18 protein-coding genes are annotated in these 14,130 nt (G+C 66.3%); 9 read left to right on the top strand and 9 right to left on the bottom strand.

Going from position 1 to position 14,130, the window contains the following annotated elements; translation table 11 throughout:
• Positions 1-43: 43 nt before the first annotated feature.
• The 4 genes from IPU70_RS29445 to IPU70_RS29430 all read left to right on the top strand — a co-directional run bounded on the left by IPU70_RS29445 (position 44) and on the right by IPU70_RS29430 (position 2,729).
• A complete protein-coding gene (locus tag IPU70_RS29445) occupies positions 44-910 on the top strand; it encodes a D-amino acid aminotransferase (protein ID WP_207472681.1) in 867 nt (288 codons plus the stop codon).
• Between the two features lie 161 nt (positions 911-1,071).
• A complete protein-coding gene (locus IPU70_RS29440) occupies positions 1,072-1,347 on the top strand; it encodes a YbeD family protein (RefSeq protein ID WP_207472680.1) in 276 nt (91 codons plus the stop codon).
• A gap of 18 nt (positions 1,348-1,365) precedes the next feature.
• The gene (gene lipB / locus IPU70_RS29435) at positions 1,366-2,004 is read left to right on the top strand and encodes a lipoyl(octanoyl) transferase LipB (protein WP_207472679.1); all 639 of its coding nucleotides are present in this window, start codon (positions 1,366-1,368) and stop codon (positions 2,002-2,004) included.
• On the top strand, positions 2,001-2,729 hold the full coding sequence (locus IPU70_RS29430; protein WP_207472678.1) for a tetratricopeptide repeat protein: 729 nt from the start codon (positions 2,001-2,003) through the stop codon (positions 2,727-2,729). The genes lipB and IPU70_RS29430 overlap by 4 nt, the downstream gene beginning before the upstream one ends.
• 54 nt (positions 2,730-2,783) lie before the next feature.
• Here IPU70_RS29430 and IPU70_RS29425 read toward each other — a convergent pair whose 3' ends face one another.
• Positions 2,784-3,596, bottom strand: coding sequence for a substrate-binding domain-containing protein (locus IPU70_RS29425; protein ID WP_207472677.1), 813 nt, complete (start codon positions 3,594-3,596; stop codon positions 2,784-2,786).
• Positions 3,597-3,764: 168 nt separating this feature from the next.
• Between IPU70_RS29425 and lipA the strand changes: the two genes are divergently transcribed.
• Positions 3,765-4,769 carry a lipoyl synthase gene (gene lipA / locus IPU70_RS29420; RefSeq protein WP_013396843.1) on the top strand — a complete coding sequence of 335 codons (1,005 nt, stop codon included), beginning with the start codon at positions 3,765-3,767 and terminating at the stop codon, positions 4,767-4,769.
• 1 nt (position 4,770) lies between these two features.
• Here the strand turns inward: lipA and rfbC are convergent, their stop codons facing one another.
• The 3 genes from rfbC to IPU70_RS29405 form a co-directional block, all read right to left on the bottom strand.
• Positions 4,771-5,313 (bottom strand): dTDP-4-dehydrorhamnose 3,5-epimerase, encoded by a 543-nt coding sequence (gene rfbC / locus IPU70_RS29415; RefSeq protein WP_207472676.1) that lies wholly within the window; start codon positions 5,311-5,313, stop codon positions 4,771-4,773.
• Positions 5,310-6,212 carry a dTDP-4-dehydrorhamnose reductase gene (gene rfbD, locus IPU70_RS29410; RefSeq protein WP_207472675.1) on the bottom strand — a complete coding sequence of 301 codons (903 nt, stop codon included), beginning with the start codon at positions 6,210-6,212 and terminating at the stop codon, positions 5,310-5,312. The genes rfbC and rfbD overlap by 4 nt, the downstream gene beginning before the upstream one ends.
• Before the next feature lie 66 nt (positions 6,213-6,278).
• A complete protein-coding gene (locus IPU70_RS29405) occupies positions 6,279-6,833 on the bottom strand; it encodes a cob(I)yrinic acid a,c-diamide adenosyltransferase (protein ID WP_207472674.1) in 555 nt (184 codons plus the stop codon).
• Between the two features lie 201 nt (positions 6,834-7,034).
• On the opposite strand from IPU70_RS29405, the gene IPU70_RS29400 reads away from it, so the two are divergent.
• On the top strand, positions 7,035-7,340 hold the full coding sequence (locus IPU70_RS29400) for a copper-binding protein (RefSeq protein WP_041656766.1): 306 nt from the start codon (positions 7,035-7,037) through the stop codon (positions 7,338-7,340).
• A 155-nt stretch (positions 7,341-7,495) separates the two neighbouring features.
• Here the strand turns inward: IPU70_RS29400 and hslU are convergent, their stop codons facing one another.
• The 5 genes from hslU to IPU70_RS29375 all read right to left on the bottom strand — a co-directional run bounded on the left by hslU (position 7,496) and on the right by IPU70_RS29375 (position 12,204).
• Positions 7,496-8,830, bottom strand: coding sequence for an ATP-dependent protease ATPase subunit HslU (gene hslU, locus IPU70_RS29395; protein ID WP_013396838.1), 1,335 nt, complete (start codon positions 8,828-8,830; stop codon positions 7,496-7,498).
• Positions 8,831-8,903: 73 nt separating this feature from the next.
• Positions 8,904-9,443, bottom strand: coding sequence for an ATP-dependent protease subunit HslV (hslV, locus tag IPU70_RS29390; protein ID WP_013396837.1), 540 nt, complete (start codon positions 9,441-9,443; stop codon positions 8,904-8,906).
• A gap of 150 nt (positions 9,444-9,593) precedes the next feature.
• Positions 9,594-10,058, bottom strand: coding sequence for an RNA polymerase-binding protein DksA (gene dksA, locus IPU70_RS29385; protein WP_006389752.1), 465 nt, complete (start codon positions 10,056-10,058; stop codon positions 9,594-9,596).
• 126 nt (positions 10,059-10,184) lie between these two features.
• Positions 10,185-11,309: a GTP-binding protein gene (locus IPU70_RS29380; protein WP_207472673.1), complete on the bottom strand. Its 1,125-nt coding sequence runs from the start codon at positions 11,307-11,309 to the stop codon at positions 10,185-10,187.
• Between the two features lie 388 nt (positions 11,310-11,697).
• Positions 11,698-12,204 (bottom strand): Fur family transcriptional regulator, encoded by a 507-nt coding sequence (locus tag IPU70_RS29375; RefSeq protein ID WP_207472672.1) that lies wholly within the window; start codon positions 12,202-12,204, stop codon positions 11,698-11,700.
• 164 nt (positions 12,205-12,368) lie between these two features.
• On the opposite strand from IPU70_RS29375, the gene IPU70_RS29370 reads away from it, so the two are divergent.
• From IPU70_RS29370 to IPU70_RS29360, 3 genes are read left to right on the top strand one after another with little or no spacing between them, the layout of a single operon-like run.
• Entirely contained in the window at positions 12,369-12,539 is a 171-nt protein-coding gene (locus tag IPU70_RS29370) for a hypothetical protein (protein ID WP_207472671.1), read from the top strand.
• Complete coding sequence (locus tag IPU70_RS29365; protein WP_207472670.1) at positions 12,536-13,255, top strand: metal ABC transporter ATP-binding protein; 720 nt, start codon at positions 12,536-12,538, stop codon at positions 13,253-13,255. The genes IPU70_RS29370 and IPU70_RS29365 overlap by 4 nt, the downstream gene beginning before the upstream one ends.
• On the top strand, positions 13,252-14,118 hold the full coding sequence (locus tag IPU70_RS29360) for a metal ABC transporter permease (RefSeq protein WP_207472669.1): 867 nt from the start codon (positions 13,252-13,254) through the stop codon (positions 14,116-14,118). Before IPU70_RS29365 ends, IPU70_RS29360 begins: the two co-directional genes overlap by 4 nt.
• The last annotated feature ends 12 nt before the right edge of the window (positions 14,119-14,130 follow it).

The following is a 14,130-nucleotide window of genomic DNA, read 5'->3' as shown; positions in this document are numbered from 1 at the left end:
CCTGACGGTTCGTCCCTCTCCATTTCATACTCAGGAGTGCCTCATGATTCCGGGCGTGCCGGGCGAAAGCCAGGTGTATCTCAACGGTGAGTTTCTGCGCGTGGACGAGGCCAAGGTCTCCGTCCTCGACCGCGGCTTCATTTTCGGCGACGGCATCTACGAAGTCGTCCCCGTGTACCAAGGCAATGCGTTCCGCATGGCCGAACACCTCAACCGCCTGGACCGCAGCCTGGCTGCCTTGCGGATTGCCCAGCCCTTCGACCGCGCGGGCTGGATCGACCTGATCCAGCAGCTGCTGGCGCGCACCAACCTGGAAACCTGCATCGTCTACCTGCAGGTGACGCGCGGCGTGGCCAAGCGCGACCACCAGTTCCCCTCGACCCCCGTCACCCCGACCGTCTTCGGCATGATCTCGGCCTGGTCGCCGCCGCCTGCCGCGCAACGTGAGCGCGGCCTCAGCGCCATCAGCATTCCGGATGAGCGCTGGCTGCATTGCGAGATCAAATCGGTGTCCCTGCTGGGCAACGTATTGGCCAAGCAGCAGGCGGTCGATGCCGAGGTCGACGAAGTGGTGCAGTTCCGCGACGGCTACCTGACCGAAGGCTCGTCCACCAATATCTGGGTAGTTTCCGGCGGCAAGCTGTTGGCGCCGCCCAAGAACAACCTGATCCTGGAAGGCATCCGCTACGGCCTGATGGGCGAGCTGGCCGCCGAGGCCGGCATTCCCTTCGAGTCGCGCCCCATCACGCGGCAAGAGGTGGAACAGGCCGACGAGCTGATGCTGTCCTCGGCCACCAAGGAAGTGCTGGCCATCGTGTCGCTGGATGGCAAGCCGGTGGGTTCGGGCAAGCCCGGCCCCGTTTTTGCGCAATTGCGCGCGGGTTATGATGCCCGCATCGCCGCGCTCTAGGCCCGGCATCACCGGGCGGCTCCTGCGGGGCCGCCCCGGCGGCCTTGCCGGCTGGCGGCTTGCCCCCATATATATAGGATCTGGCCGCCCCGTGGCACAGCCCTCGGGTGCAGGATCGAGCAGTGGCCGAGCCCTGGGGGGCAACACCTTATAGGCACATCATGCAAAATATTCCGCCCGAAGACTCCCTCATCGAATATCCCAGCGACTTTCCCATCAAGGTCATGGGCAAGCAGCACCCGGAATTCGCGCAGACGCTGACCGAAGTGGTGCTGCAGTTCGACCCTGCGTTCGACGCCGCGACGGTGGAAATGCGGCCCAGCAAGGGCGGCAACTACATGGGCCTGACCTTCACGGTGCGCGCGACCTCGCGCGAACAGCTGGACGCGCTCTACCGCGCCCTGCACGGCCATCCGATGGTGTCCATCGTTCTCTGACGCAAGAGCAGGACTGCTGTGATCAAGTGGCTCGCGCGGCCGGCCGACTACCTGTCGGTCTGGCACGATATGCAGGCGTACACCAATCTGCGCGGCGCCGATACGCCTGACGAGATCTGGCTCTGCGAACACGCACCGGTCTACACCTTGGGCCAGGCCGGTTCGCCGCAGCATGTGCTCAACCCCGGAAACATCCCCATCGTCCATTGCGACCGCGGCGGGCAGGTGACCTACCACGGCCCCGGCCAGGTCATGGCCTATGCGCTGTTCGACCTGCGCCGCGCCGATATCTACGTCAAGGAATACGTCAATCTGCTGGAGGGCGCGGTCATCGACACGTTGGCCCAGATGGGCGTGGCCGACGCTTGCCGCAAACCGGGCGCGCCGGGGGTCTACGTCCCCGATCCGGACGGGGGCGAGCTGGCCAAGATCGCCGCGCTGGGCATCAAGATCCGCAATGGCCGGGCTTATCACGGCGTATCGCTGAACGTGCGGATGGACCTGGCGCCGTTTCTGGGGATCAACCCCTGCGGCTATGCGGGCCTGCGCACCGTGGACATGGCGGCCTGCGGCGTGCACCGCGAGCCGACCGAGACAGGCGAGACGCTGGCGCGCAATCTGGCGCAGGCCTGGGACCGCGCAAGGAACAAGACATGAAGAGCTATACCGCGGCCGACGTGGCCGCGACCACGCCTGAAGAGTTGGCGCGACTGCGCGAGCAGGGTCCAGCCGAGGACTACGCCGCCTGGATCCGCGCGGCGGCCGAACTGGGGCTGATCGAAGCCCAGACCATCTACGGCCAGATGCTGCTGGATGGCGCCGGCGTCGAACGCGATCAGGAACAGGGATTGGCGTGGTTCAAGCGCGCCGCCCATGCCGACCATCCCATGGCCATCAACATGGTGGGCCGCTGCTACGAGAACGGCTGGGGCGTGCCGCGCGACGACACGGTCGCGGCGTACTGGTTCCGCCTGGCCGCCGACAACGGCCTGGACTGGGGCATGTACAACTACGCCCACATGCTGCGCAGCGGCCGCGGCGGCGTGGCGCAGAATTCCGCGGCGGCCCTGGCCCTCTACCAGAAAGCGGCGCAGGCCGGCCACGTGAAGTCCATCGGCGTGGTGGGCCGCTACTACGAGGCTGGCGACGTGGTCGAACAAGACCTGGACCGCGCCTTCGATTGCTACCAGCGCTGTGCCGAAGGCGGCGATTTCCGCGGCATGTTCCATCTGGGCCGCCTGCTCTTGCTGCGCGGCCGCAAAGAAGACGCTGTGCAGTGGCTGATCCAGGTCCCGGAGACGGCCACGCCCGCTTTTTTGCGGGAAGCCAACGACATGCTTCAGGCCAGCGGCTTTCCGCCGCTGTATGAAGGCATTTCCTAGCCAGGGGGGCGGCCGGGGCTGCCAGGGCTGGGCCGCCGGTCACGCCGATGCGCCCTAGGTGCTGAGCCGTTCCTCGAACACCACCTCGACGATTTCCCGTTCGCCCGTGCCGCGTTCGCCTTCCAGGCGGTCCAGCAGCAGCTGGCCGGCGCGCCGGCCCAGGGTCGCGGCGTCGGCGCCCAAAGTGGTCAAGCCCTGCGCCCATTGCGCGGCGCTGCCGTCGTCCGAGTAGCCCAGCACCGCCAGGTCCTGCGGCACCTGCAGGTCGCGGTTGTGGGCTTCGGATACCGCAGCGGCCGCCAGCAGGTCCGTGGTGCAGAACACCGCGTCGAAGATCGTGTTGGTGGCCAGCAAGCGCAGGAAGGCCATGCGGCCGTCGTTCATGTGCTGGACTTCCGGCTGCACGATGTCCGCCACCCGTTCCAGTCCGAGCGCGGCCGCGCTGCTGATAAAGCCTTCGCGGCGGGCGCGTTCCCACGGGTTGTCGGTGCTGATGCAGGCGACCCGCGCGTGGCGCTTGGCGGCCAGGTGCCGCGCCGCCATGCGGCCGGCTTCCGCGTTGTCGACCGCCACGGCGCCGTCTAGCGGCCGGGACGACGCGCTCCAGGTCTCCACGACGGGGATTTCCAGCGCCGCCAGGGCGGTGCGCAGGGCGGGATCGTCCAGCGGGCCTATGGTCAGGGCGGCGGCGGGACGCAGGCCGCCGAGCAGGGGCAGGTTGCCGGTTTCATGCCAGGGGCCGGCGGCCAGGTAGTAGCCGGCGGGCAACAGCAATTCGGCGCAGGCCTGCGTGGCGCGGGCCGCGGGCGCCCAGTCCAGGCGGGGCGCGATCAGGATGATGGGGCGAGGCGGAGGCAGGGAAGACATGGGTAAAACCGGCGGATTCGTCAGGCGTGACGATAACCCAGCTCGGTCCGGCCCGAGCGCCCGCCACCTGGGGGACGGAGCCTGCCCGGCGAATCCGGGCGGCGAAGGGTAAAATGCCGTTTTTGTCTCAGACCCGGCGCGCCCACGCACCGGTCATGAAGGTGCCCCATGTCCACGCTTGTCGAGTCTCCTGTTCCCTCGAACGAATCCGCCGCCGCGCCCGCCGAGGCGGTCTACGATCCGACGCAAAAGCAGAAATCGCAGGCCAAGACCGCGCGCATCCCCATCAAGATCGTTCCGGCCGAGCGCCTGAAAAAGCCCGAGTGGATCCGCGTGAAGGCCGCCGCGCCCGGCTCGCGCTTCTACGACATCAAGCGCATCCTGCGCGAGCACAACCTGCACACAGTGTGCGAGGAAGCGTCGTGCCCGAACATCGGCGAATGCTTCGGCAAGGGTACGGCCACCTTCATGATCATGGGCGACAAGTGCACCCGCCGTTGCCCCTTCTGTGATGTGGGCCACGGCCGCCCGGATCCGCTGGACACCAACGAACCCCTGAATCTGGCGCGCACCATCGCCGCGATGAAGCTGTCCTATGTCGTGATCACCTCGGTGGACCGCGACGACCTGCGCGACGGCGGCGCCGGCCACTTCGTGGACTGCATCACGCACATCCGCGAACTGTCGCCCACCACCCGCATCGAGGTGCTGGTGCCCGACTTCCGCGGCCGCTTGGACCGCGCGCTGACCATCCTGAACGCCGGCCCCCCGGACGTCATGAACCACAACCTGGAAACCGTGCCGCGCCTGTACAAGCAGGCGCGCCCGGGCTCGGACTACATGCACTCACTGAAGCTGCTGGCCGAGTTCAAGCAGCTGCACCCCGAAGTCCCCACCAAGTCCGGCCTGATGCTGGGCCTGGGCGAGACCGACGAGGAAATCCTGCAGGTGATGCGCGACATGCGCGAGCACAACGTGGACATGCTGACCATCGGCCAGTACCTGCAACCTTCGGAACACCACCTGCCGGTGCTGCGCTATGTGCATCCGGACACCTTCGCCATGTTCGAGCGCGAGGCCTATGCCATGGGCTTTTCGCACGCGGCGGTGGGGGCGATGGTGCGTTCCTCGTACCACGCCGACGAACAGGCCCACGCGGCCGGCGTGAACTGAGTCAGCAGGCCGGCGCGTCGGCGAACGGCGCGCCGTTGCGGTCCTTCTCGGACAGCAGGGGCGGCTGCTGGCAGGGCCAGGCGATCGCCAGTTGTGGATCGTCCCAGCGTATGCAGCGCTCGTGCTGGGGGGCGTAGTAGTCCGTGGTTTTGTACAGGACTTCGGCAAATTCGGAAAGCGTCAGGAAGCCGTGGGCGAAGCCTTCCGGGATCCACACCTGGCGCTTGTTTTCGGCGCTGAGCAGGGTGCCGACCCATTGCCCGAATGACGGCGAATCGCGCCGCAGATCCACCGCAACGTCGAAGATCTCGCCCGCGCATACGCGCATGAGCTTGCCCTGGGGTTGTTCGACCTGGTAATGCAGGCCGCGCAGGACGCCGCGGACAGAACGTGAATGGTTATCCTGGACGAAGTTGCGCCGCAGCCCCGTTGCTGCCTCGAACACGGCCTGGTTGAAACTCTCGAAGAAAAAGCCGCGCTCGTCGCCCAGTACCCTGGGTTCCAGGAGCAAGACGTCGGGAATGGCGAGTGGAGTGGCTTTCATCGGAATGCGGGGTTGCCGGATTGGCTGAGTTGATCCAGGGTGTGATCTACCTGTTCGGTCCATGATGGCATGCGCAGTTGCAGCGCGCGCGACAGTTTGGCTGTATCCAGCGTGGAATTGCTCGGCCGCTGCGCGGCTCCGGGATAGTCCCGCGCCGCGATCGCATGGATCTGTTCCGGGGCCAACATCAGGCTGGCACCGCGCGCAGCGGCTCCGGCAACGATGTATCTCGCATACGCGTGCCAGTCGGTCGAACCGGCGGCGGCTAGATGATAGGTCCCAGCTGGCAACCGCCCCGCGCAATGTTGGCGGATCGCCAGGGTGGTAACGTCGGCGACGAATGCGGCCGATGTGGGCGCCCCATGCTGGTCGGACACCACGTTCAGGCTTTGGCGCTCCAGCGCCAGGCGCAGCATGGTGTTCAGGAAGTTCTTGCCATGCCGCGAATAGACCCAGCCGATCCTGAACACCAGCGCATCGCAACCCGTGGCCTGGATGGCCCGCTCGCCCGCAAGTTTGGTGCTGCCGTACACGTTCAGGGGGTTGGGCCCATCGGTTTCCGAGTAGGGCCGCCGTTGGGCGCCGTCGAACACATAGTCGGTCGAAAAATGGACCAGCAGGGCGCGGGCGGCCTGGGCGTGGCGGGCCAGCGTGGCCACCGCCAGCGCATTGACCTGAGTGGCGGTTTCCCGGTCGTTTTCGGCCGCATCCACTGCTGTGTAGGCGGCTGCGTTGACGATCACATCGGGCCGGCAGGACGACAAGACCGCGAGCAGTGCATCCTGATCGCGCAGATCCGCGCCGTCGCGGCCCAGCGCCACGACCTCTCCGAGGGAGAGCAGGGCGTGGCACAGTTCGCGGCCGACCTGGCCGTCCTTGCCCAGCAATAATATCTTCACGCGGCCCTTGCCAAGTTCCGTACCGTTCTTTGGCCCGGTCGCGCAGGACGCGTCCCGGGCGCGAGACTATTTGCGCGCCTGGGCGCCCGCCCAGAACGTGTCTTTCTGTCCCGCATGCTGGTTTATACAACGCGCCAGCACGAACATCAGATCCGACAGCCGGTTCAGGTACTGACGCACCGGCGGGTTCACCGGGTCGACCCGGGCCAGCGCCACCACGGCCCGTTCGGCGCGGCGGCAGACGGTGCGCGCAATGTGCGCCTGGGCCGAGCCGCGCGAGCCGCCGGGCAGGATGAATTCACGCAGGGGCGGCAGGGTCGCGTTGTAGTGGGCCAGGCGCGCGTCCAGGCGGGCGATGTGCTCGTCCGTCAGGGCGGTGTGGCCGGGAATGCAGAGTTCCGCGCCCATATCGAACAAATCATGCTGGATGGCCAGCAGATCGGTGGCTATCTCGGCGGGCAGGTCCTCGGTCAGCAGCACCCCGATCACGCTGTTCAGTTCGTCGACGTCGCCCATCGCCGCGATGCGCGGGGCGTCCTTGGGCGTGCGGGACCCGTCGCCCAGACCCGTGGTGCCGTCGTCTCCCGTGCGGGTGGCGATGACGGATAAGCGGTTGGCCATGGGAACTCCTGAAATGAGTGACGAAAGGTACTGGTTTTGCGTCCAGCCATGAATCGGGGCGGCGCGGCCCGTGGATTCCGCAATCAACTGTCAGAATTGTTGCGTCATGGCTCGGGAACTGTTGCACAAGGGCGGTATCCTAGCATTGTGGAAAGCGGGGACGCCGGTCCCGCGCTGCCCCTGCAATCGGAGGATATCTGCATGATTTTTGACCGCAAGTATGCAATGCCCATGGCTGCCGCCGCGGCGGTGGCCGTCGTCACGCTGGCCGCGCCGCTGGCATTTGCGCAGCAGGCCGACGCCAGCGGGGAAGTGCGGCGGGTGGATCCGGCCGCCGGCAAGGTCACGATCAAGCACGACGCCATCAAGCCGCTGGACCTGCCCGCCATGACGCTGGTCTATGAAGCCGATCCGGCGCTGCTGGCCAAGATCAAGGCGGGCGATAAGGTGCGCTTCACGGCGGTCCGCAAGGACGGCAAGTACATCGTGACCGCGATTACCAACTAGCCGCTATCAGGCCGGGTACGCAAGTCCACACATTGCGCGGGCTTGCAGCACCCAGGACGCGCGCTTGTCTCGGGCGCTCCGGCAGTAAAAAAAACGCCGTCCGCTGCCCTGAGGCTGAGGACGGCGTTTTGCTGGGGGCGCTGCGCGCCCGCGGTTTACAGCACGTAGCGCGCCAGGTCCTGGCTGCTGGCGGCTTCCGCCAGTTGCGCGTTGACGTAGGCGGCGTCGATCTTCACGTTCTTGTCGCTGCTGGCGGTGGCGTCGAACGACAGCTCGTCCAGCAGCTTCTCCATCACCGTGTAGAGGCGGCGGGCGCCGATGTTCTCGGTGGTTTCGTTGACCTCGAAGGCCAGCTCGGCGAGGCGGCGCACGCCTTCTTCCGTGAACTCCAGCTGCAGGTCCTCGGTGGCCATCAGCGCGGTGTACTGCTTGGTCAGCGACGCGTCCGTGTCGGACAGGATGCGCACGAAGTCCTCGGCGGTCAGCGATTCGAGTTCGACGCGGATCGGGAAGCGGCCCTGCAGTTCAGGGATCAAGTCCGAGGGGCGCGACAGGTGGAAGGCGCCGGACGCGATGAACAGGATGTGGTCGGTGCGGACCATGCCGTAGCGCGTGTTGACGGTGGTGCCTTCGACCAGCGGCAGCAGGTCGCGCTGCACGCCCTGGCGCGAGACGTCCGCGCCGCCGGATTCCTGGCGGGCCGCGATCTTGTCGATTTCGTCCAGGAAGACGATGCCGTTCTGCTCGACGTTGTTGATCGCCACGGTGCGCAGGTCTTCTTCGTTGACGCGCTTGGCGGCTTCTTCGTCGACGATCAGCTTGAAGGCTTCGCGCACCTTCATCTTCTTGGGCTTTTTCTTGTCGCGGGCCATGCCGGCGAACATGCCGCGCAGCTGCTCGGCCATTTCTTCCATGCCGGGGGGCGTCATGACGTCCATCTGCGGCGCGGCCTGGGCGACTTCGATCTCGATTTCGAGGTCGTCGATCTTGCCTTCGCGCAGGCGCTTGCGGAAGGTCTGGCGGGCGCTGTTGTCCTCGCCGCGTTCCGGTTCGCCGGAGGCGCCGCGCGGGGGCGGCACCAGGGCGTCCAGGATGCGGTCTTCGGCGGCATCTTCAGCCTGGGTGCGCACGCGGCGCATTTCCAGTTCGCGCGTCTGCTTGATCGAGTATTCGGTCAGGTCGCGGATGATGGTGTCGACGTCGCGGCCCACGTAGCCCACTTCGGTGAACTTGGTGGCTTCGATCTTGATGAAGGGCGCGTTGGCCAGCTTGGCCAGGCGGCGCGCGATCTCGGTCTTGCCCACGCCGGTGGGGCCGATCATGAGGATGTTCTTGGGGTGGATTTCGTGGCGCAGGGGTTCGGCGACCTGCTGGCGGCGCCAGCGGTTGCGCAACGCCACGGCCACGGCGCGCTTGGCGCGGTTCTGGCCGACGATGTACTTGTCGAGTTCGGAGACGATCTCTCCGGGCGTCATGTTGGATGCGGACATGAGGGCGGATCCTTGAAGCTAGGGCGGGCTGGGGTGGCGGCTGCGGCGCGCCGGGCGCGCCGCGTGGCGGGCGTCAGTCGCCCAGCGTTTCGATGACGTGGTTCTGGTTGGTGTAGATGCAGAGGTCGCCGGCGATTTCCAGCGATTGCTTGACGACGGCCTCGGGCGAAAGTTCGGTGTTGCGCAGCAGCGCCAGCGCGGCCGACTGGGCGTAGGCGCCGCCGGAACCGATGGCCGCCAGGCCGTGTTCGGGTTCCAGCACGTCGCCGTTGCCGGTCAGCACCAGCGTGTGCTCGGCGTCGGCCACGATCAGCATGGCTTCCAGGCGGCGCAGGACGCGGTCGGTGCGCCAGTCGCGGGTCAGTTCGACCGCGGCGCGCATCAGGTTCCCCTGGTGCTTTTCCAGCTTGGCCTCGAAGCGTTCCTGCAGGGTGAACGCGTCGGCGGTGGCGCCGGCAAAGCCGGCCAGAATCTTGTCGTGATACAGGCGGCGGATCTTGCGGGCGGTGCCCTTGATGACGATGTTGCCCAGGGTGACCTGGCCATCGCCGCCCAGTGCGACGCGGTTGCCGCGGCGCACGCACACGATGGTGGTGGCGTGAAATTGTTCCATGCGTTCCTTCCTATGAAGGGATTAGCTGGGGGCGGTTGCGGGGAAATCAAGGCAGGAAGCCTGCGTCCCCTTTCGAGGGCTGGCCAAAGAAAAAAGGCCATGCTGGAAACCAGCATAGCCTTTCAGCGTATGGCCTGAATACGGGACGGATCAGTCGCCGTAGAGCTTCTGGCGCATCTCGCGGCGTTCCTGCGCTTCGAGCGACAGGGTGGCCGTGGGGCGCGCCAGCAGGCGCGGGATGCCGATGGGTTCACCGGTTTCCTCACACCAGCCGTATTCGCCGCTGTCGATGCGGGCGATGGACTGTTGCACCTTCTTTAGCAGCTTGCGCTCGCGGTCGCGGGTGCGCAGCTCCAGGGCGTGTTCTTCCTCGATCGTGGCGCGGTCGGCGGGATCGGGCACGAACTGCGTTTCACGCAGGTGCTCGGTGGTTTCGCCGGCGTTGGCCAGGATGTCCTGCTCGAGTTGTTTGAGCCGTTCCTTGAAGAACGCCAGTTGGCGTTCGTTCATATAGTCGGACTCGGGCATGGCCAGCAATTCCTTCTCGCTGGGCAGATCAATCGCCGTATCGCTCGTCGACTTGCTTGATTTCTTGGTTGCTGCCTTGGTAGCCATGAAAACACTCCACTATGAATCGATCCTGGCGCGGGCGTCCATTCCCGGTCCGTATTACTTGTTGCCTACGCTATTCGTACCTCACAGTACTGCCTTCGTCGCATCACGTCACGTCAGGAAGGGGGATTACCCCGCCAGGCACTGCTCCAAGCCCCGGGTGAAAATCTCCTGGGGCAGCTTACGGCCGATGAAAACCATCTTGGTGGACGGTTTTTCGGCTGCGGTCCACGGCTTGCCGGGTTCGGCGCCCATCATCATGTGCACACCCTGGAACAACATGCGGCGGTTGATGCCCTTCATGTACAGGATGCCCTTGTAGCGCATCAGGTCGGGACCATAGACCTGCACCACGCCGCCCAGGAATTCCTCAAGGCGCGCGGGATCGAACGGCTTGTTGGAACGGAACACGAACGCGCCGATTTCGTCGTCGTGTTGGTGATGGTGATGATGGTGGGCATGATTGCAATGCGCCCCGCAGTCGCCTTCGTGATCATGGTCGTGATCGTGATCGTGGCCGTGGTCATGTCCATGATCGTGGTCATGGCCATGGTCGTGGGCGGCGTCGGGGTGCTCATCGGCCAGAAATTGCGGGTCGATGTCCAGAATGGAATTCAGGTTGAAGCCGCTGATGTCGATGATGGACTTCAGGTCGACTTCGCCGAAGTTGACCGGCGTGATCGGCGCGCGCGGGTTCATGTGAACCAGGCGGTGGCGCAGCGCTTCGTAGTCCACTTCGTTGACCAGGTCGCGCTTCGAGATCAGGATGCGGTCGGCGAAACCGACCTGTTTCTGGGCTTCGGGCTGGGCGTCAAGGGTGGCCATGCCGTGCTTGGCGTCGACCACCGTGACCACCGCGTCCAGGCGGTAGTACTCGGCGATGTCGTCATCCATGAAGAACGTCTGGCACACGGGGCCAGGATTGGCCATGCCGGTCGTTTCGAGGATGACGCGTTCGAAATTCAGTTCGCCGGCTTCGCGCTTGGCGCGCAGCTCGGACAGGGTGCGCATCAGGTCGCCGCGCACCGTGCAGCAGACGCAGCCGTTGGACAGTTCGATGATTTCTTCGTTGCTGTCCTGCACCAGCAGGTCGTTGTCGATGCTTTCCGGCCCGAACTCGTTTTCGATGACCGCGACGCGGCGGCCATGGTATTCGGTCAGGATGCGTTTGAGCAGGGTGGTCTTGCCCGCACCGAGAAAGCCGGTGAGGATGGTGACGGGAACCATTTTGTCCAAACTGCGCGGGGTGTTCATGGCGAAGCTGCTAGCGTGAAGTCAAGGCGTTAAACAGGAACTCTCGGCGGGGATCGCAACCCTGTCTTGGAACGCCGTCTTGCGACGCTTGAACGGGGTTTCCCAGTCTTTGCCGGAGGATGTTTGCCGCAGGCTGCATGGGCCGCCTGCAGCGGCCGGACGCAGGATTACAGCACAGTCGGGGGCAGGGGGCAAACCCAGGGTCAACCCTGGGGCCGTAGCCATCCAGATGGCGTCCGTACGCCGTCAAGTATCGGGCGATACCACTATTTGGGGGCGGTTTGCCGGATTTCAAGAGCGCGATGCGCGCATCTGGATGAAGCGCCGCGCCACGGGCTTGCGCCCGATGGCGGAGAGCCGGGGCGGGGCGGCCCGCCGGCACTAGTTCTTAATGATGGTGATGGCCGTGGCCGGCATCCGCGGCGGGTTGCTTCTGCTGGCATTGGGGGCACAGCGCGCGGATTTCGGTTTCGTGCGTGGCCAGGGCATAGCCGGTCTGGGCGACGCGTTCGGCCAGTTGGCGGCTCATGGCGGGGTCGGATACTTCCGCGACCGCGCCGCAGCCCGTACAGACCACCAGCAGGTCATGGGGCGCGCCGCCTGCGTCGTGGCAGGCGCTCCAGGCGTTGACCGCGTCCAGGCGGTGGATCAGGCCCTCGTCCATCAGGAAGTCCAGGGCGCGGTACACGGTCGGGGGCGCGGCGCCCGGATGCACGGCGCGCATGGCTTCCAGCAATTCATAGGCCTTCAGGCTGCGGCCGTGACGCAGCAGTAGTTCCAGCACCTTGCGCCGGATGGGGGTGAGGCGGCGTCCGCGCTGCTCGCACAGCGCTTCGGCGACGCTGAGCTGGGCGCCGACGGTATCGCTGCGAGGGGTGCGGGGCGGTGCGGACATGGCTGGCTTTATCTCTATGGAAAACGCGCGCGATGCGCGCGAGATGCCTGGAAGGTAGCAGAAAACATCCAGATGTGGGCGAGCGCCGCGGAATCAAGCTTTTTAGTTATGATATAACATAATAAAAATTGGCCGTAGTCCCTATCCGTCTCCGCATTCTTTCCATGTCCCATTTCACGCTTTTGCCCCGGGCGCCCGAAACGACACTCCGGCAAAACCTCCCCGCGCGTTCCGCCTTCCTCGTTTCCGCCTGGCGCCGCATGGCCATCGCGCTGGCCGCCGCGGCCGCCCTGTGGGTCCTGACCGGCTGGGCGCTGGACTGGTGGCCGCGATGAACGCGCCGGTCACGATCGAACTGGCCGACGCTTCCTTCGGCTGGCATGGGCACGCGGCGCTCAAATCGGTGTCGGGGCGTTTCGCCGCGGGCGGCATGACCGCCGTGGTCGGGCCGAACGGCGCGGGCAAGTCCACCTTGATCAAGGGCATCATGGGCGTGCTGCGCCCCATGGCCGGCAGCGTGCGGATCAGCGGCGCGGGCCGGTCGGAGCTGGCCTGGCTGCCCCAGGCCGCCGAGCTCGACCGATCGTTTCCAGTGTCGGTGCTGGACCTGGTGGCCATGGGCGCCTGGAGGCGCGTGGGCGGATGGCGCCGGTATGCGAACGATGAACTGGACCGTTGCATGGACGCGCTGGAAACGGTGGGCATGGCCGGCGCGGCCGGACGCGGCGTGGACGCGCTGTCGGGCGGACAGATGCAGCGCGCGCTGTTTGCGCGGATGCTGGTGCAGGATGCGCCCGTGCTGCTGCTGGACGAACCCTTCGCGGCGGTGGACAGCCACACGGCGGACGACCTGATGGCCTTGCTTTGCGGTCTGCACGGGCAGGGCCGCACCGTGATTGCGGTGCTGCACGACCTGGATCTGGTGCGCGACCATTTTCCCGAATGCCTGTTGCTGTCCGGATCGGTCGTGGCCTGGGGCGATACCCATGACGCCTTGGACGACGCACACCTGAAGCGGGCGCGGCAATGGCATGCGGAGAGCCGCGCATGAGCTTGGCGCAATGGGTGCTGTCGCCCTTCCTGGACTACGGCTTCATGCGGCGCGCGCTGGCCGGCGCCTGCGCCCTGTCGCTGGGCGCCGCGCCCCTGGGCGTGTTCCTGGTGCTGCGGCGCATGAGCCTGATGGGCGATGCCATGTCGCACGCCATCCTGCCTGGAGTAGCGGCGGGCTTTCTGCTGGCAGGCCTGTCGCTGGGCGCGATGATGCTGGGCGGCATCGTCACGGGACTGGCCGTGGCCCTGCTGGCGGGACTGGTGGCGCGCCTCACGCCGCTGCGCGAAGACGCCAGCTTCGCGGCCTTCTATCTGATATCGCTGGGGTTGGGTGTGCTGCTGGTGTCACTGCGCGGCTCCAACATGGATCTGCTGCATGTGTTGTTCGGCACGGTGCTGGGGCTGGACGACGCGGCGCTGCTGCTGGTTACCGCCACGGCGAGCGCGACCTTGCTGGCGCTGGCCGCGATCTACCGGCTGCTGGTGGCCGAATGCCTGGACCCTGGCTTCCTGCGTGCCAGCGGCGGCGCCGGGGGCTGGGTCCACATGGGCTTCCTGCTGCTGGTGGTGGTGAACCTGGTGGCGGGCTTCCAGGTGCTGGGCACGCTCATGGTGGTCGGCATCATGATGCTGCCCGCCGCCGCCGCGCGCTTCTGGGTCCGCTCGGCCGCCCGCCAGATTCCGCTGGCCGCGGGCCTGGGCGTGGCGGCTTCGACGGCTGGCTTGCTCATTTCGTACCACTTCAACGTGCCGGCCTCGCCCGCCATCATCCTGGCGGCGGGCGCCTGCTATCTGTTTTCCATCGTGGGCGGCCCGCAAGGCGGACTGCTGCCGGCGCGGCGCCGCATGCGCCGGGTCTGATTCATCCAACAG

It is taken from the genome of Achromobacter sp. SD115 (assembly GCF_017355315.1).
GTDB classification, from domain to species: domain Bacteria; phylum Pseudomonadota; class Gammaproteobacteria; order Burkholderiales; family Burkholderiaceae_B; genus Achromobacter; species Achromobacter xylosoxidans_B.
The sequence above is the reverse complement of the archived record's forward strand: the minus strand, read 5'-3'. Positions and strand labels throughout refer to the sequence as shown.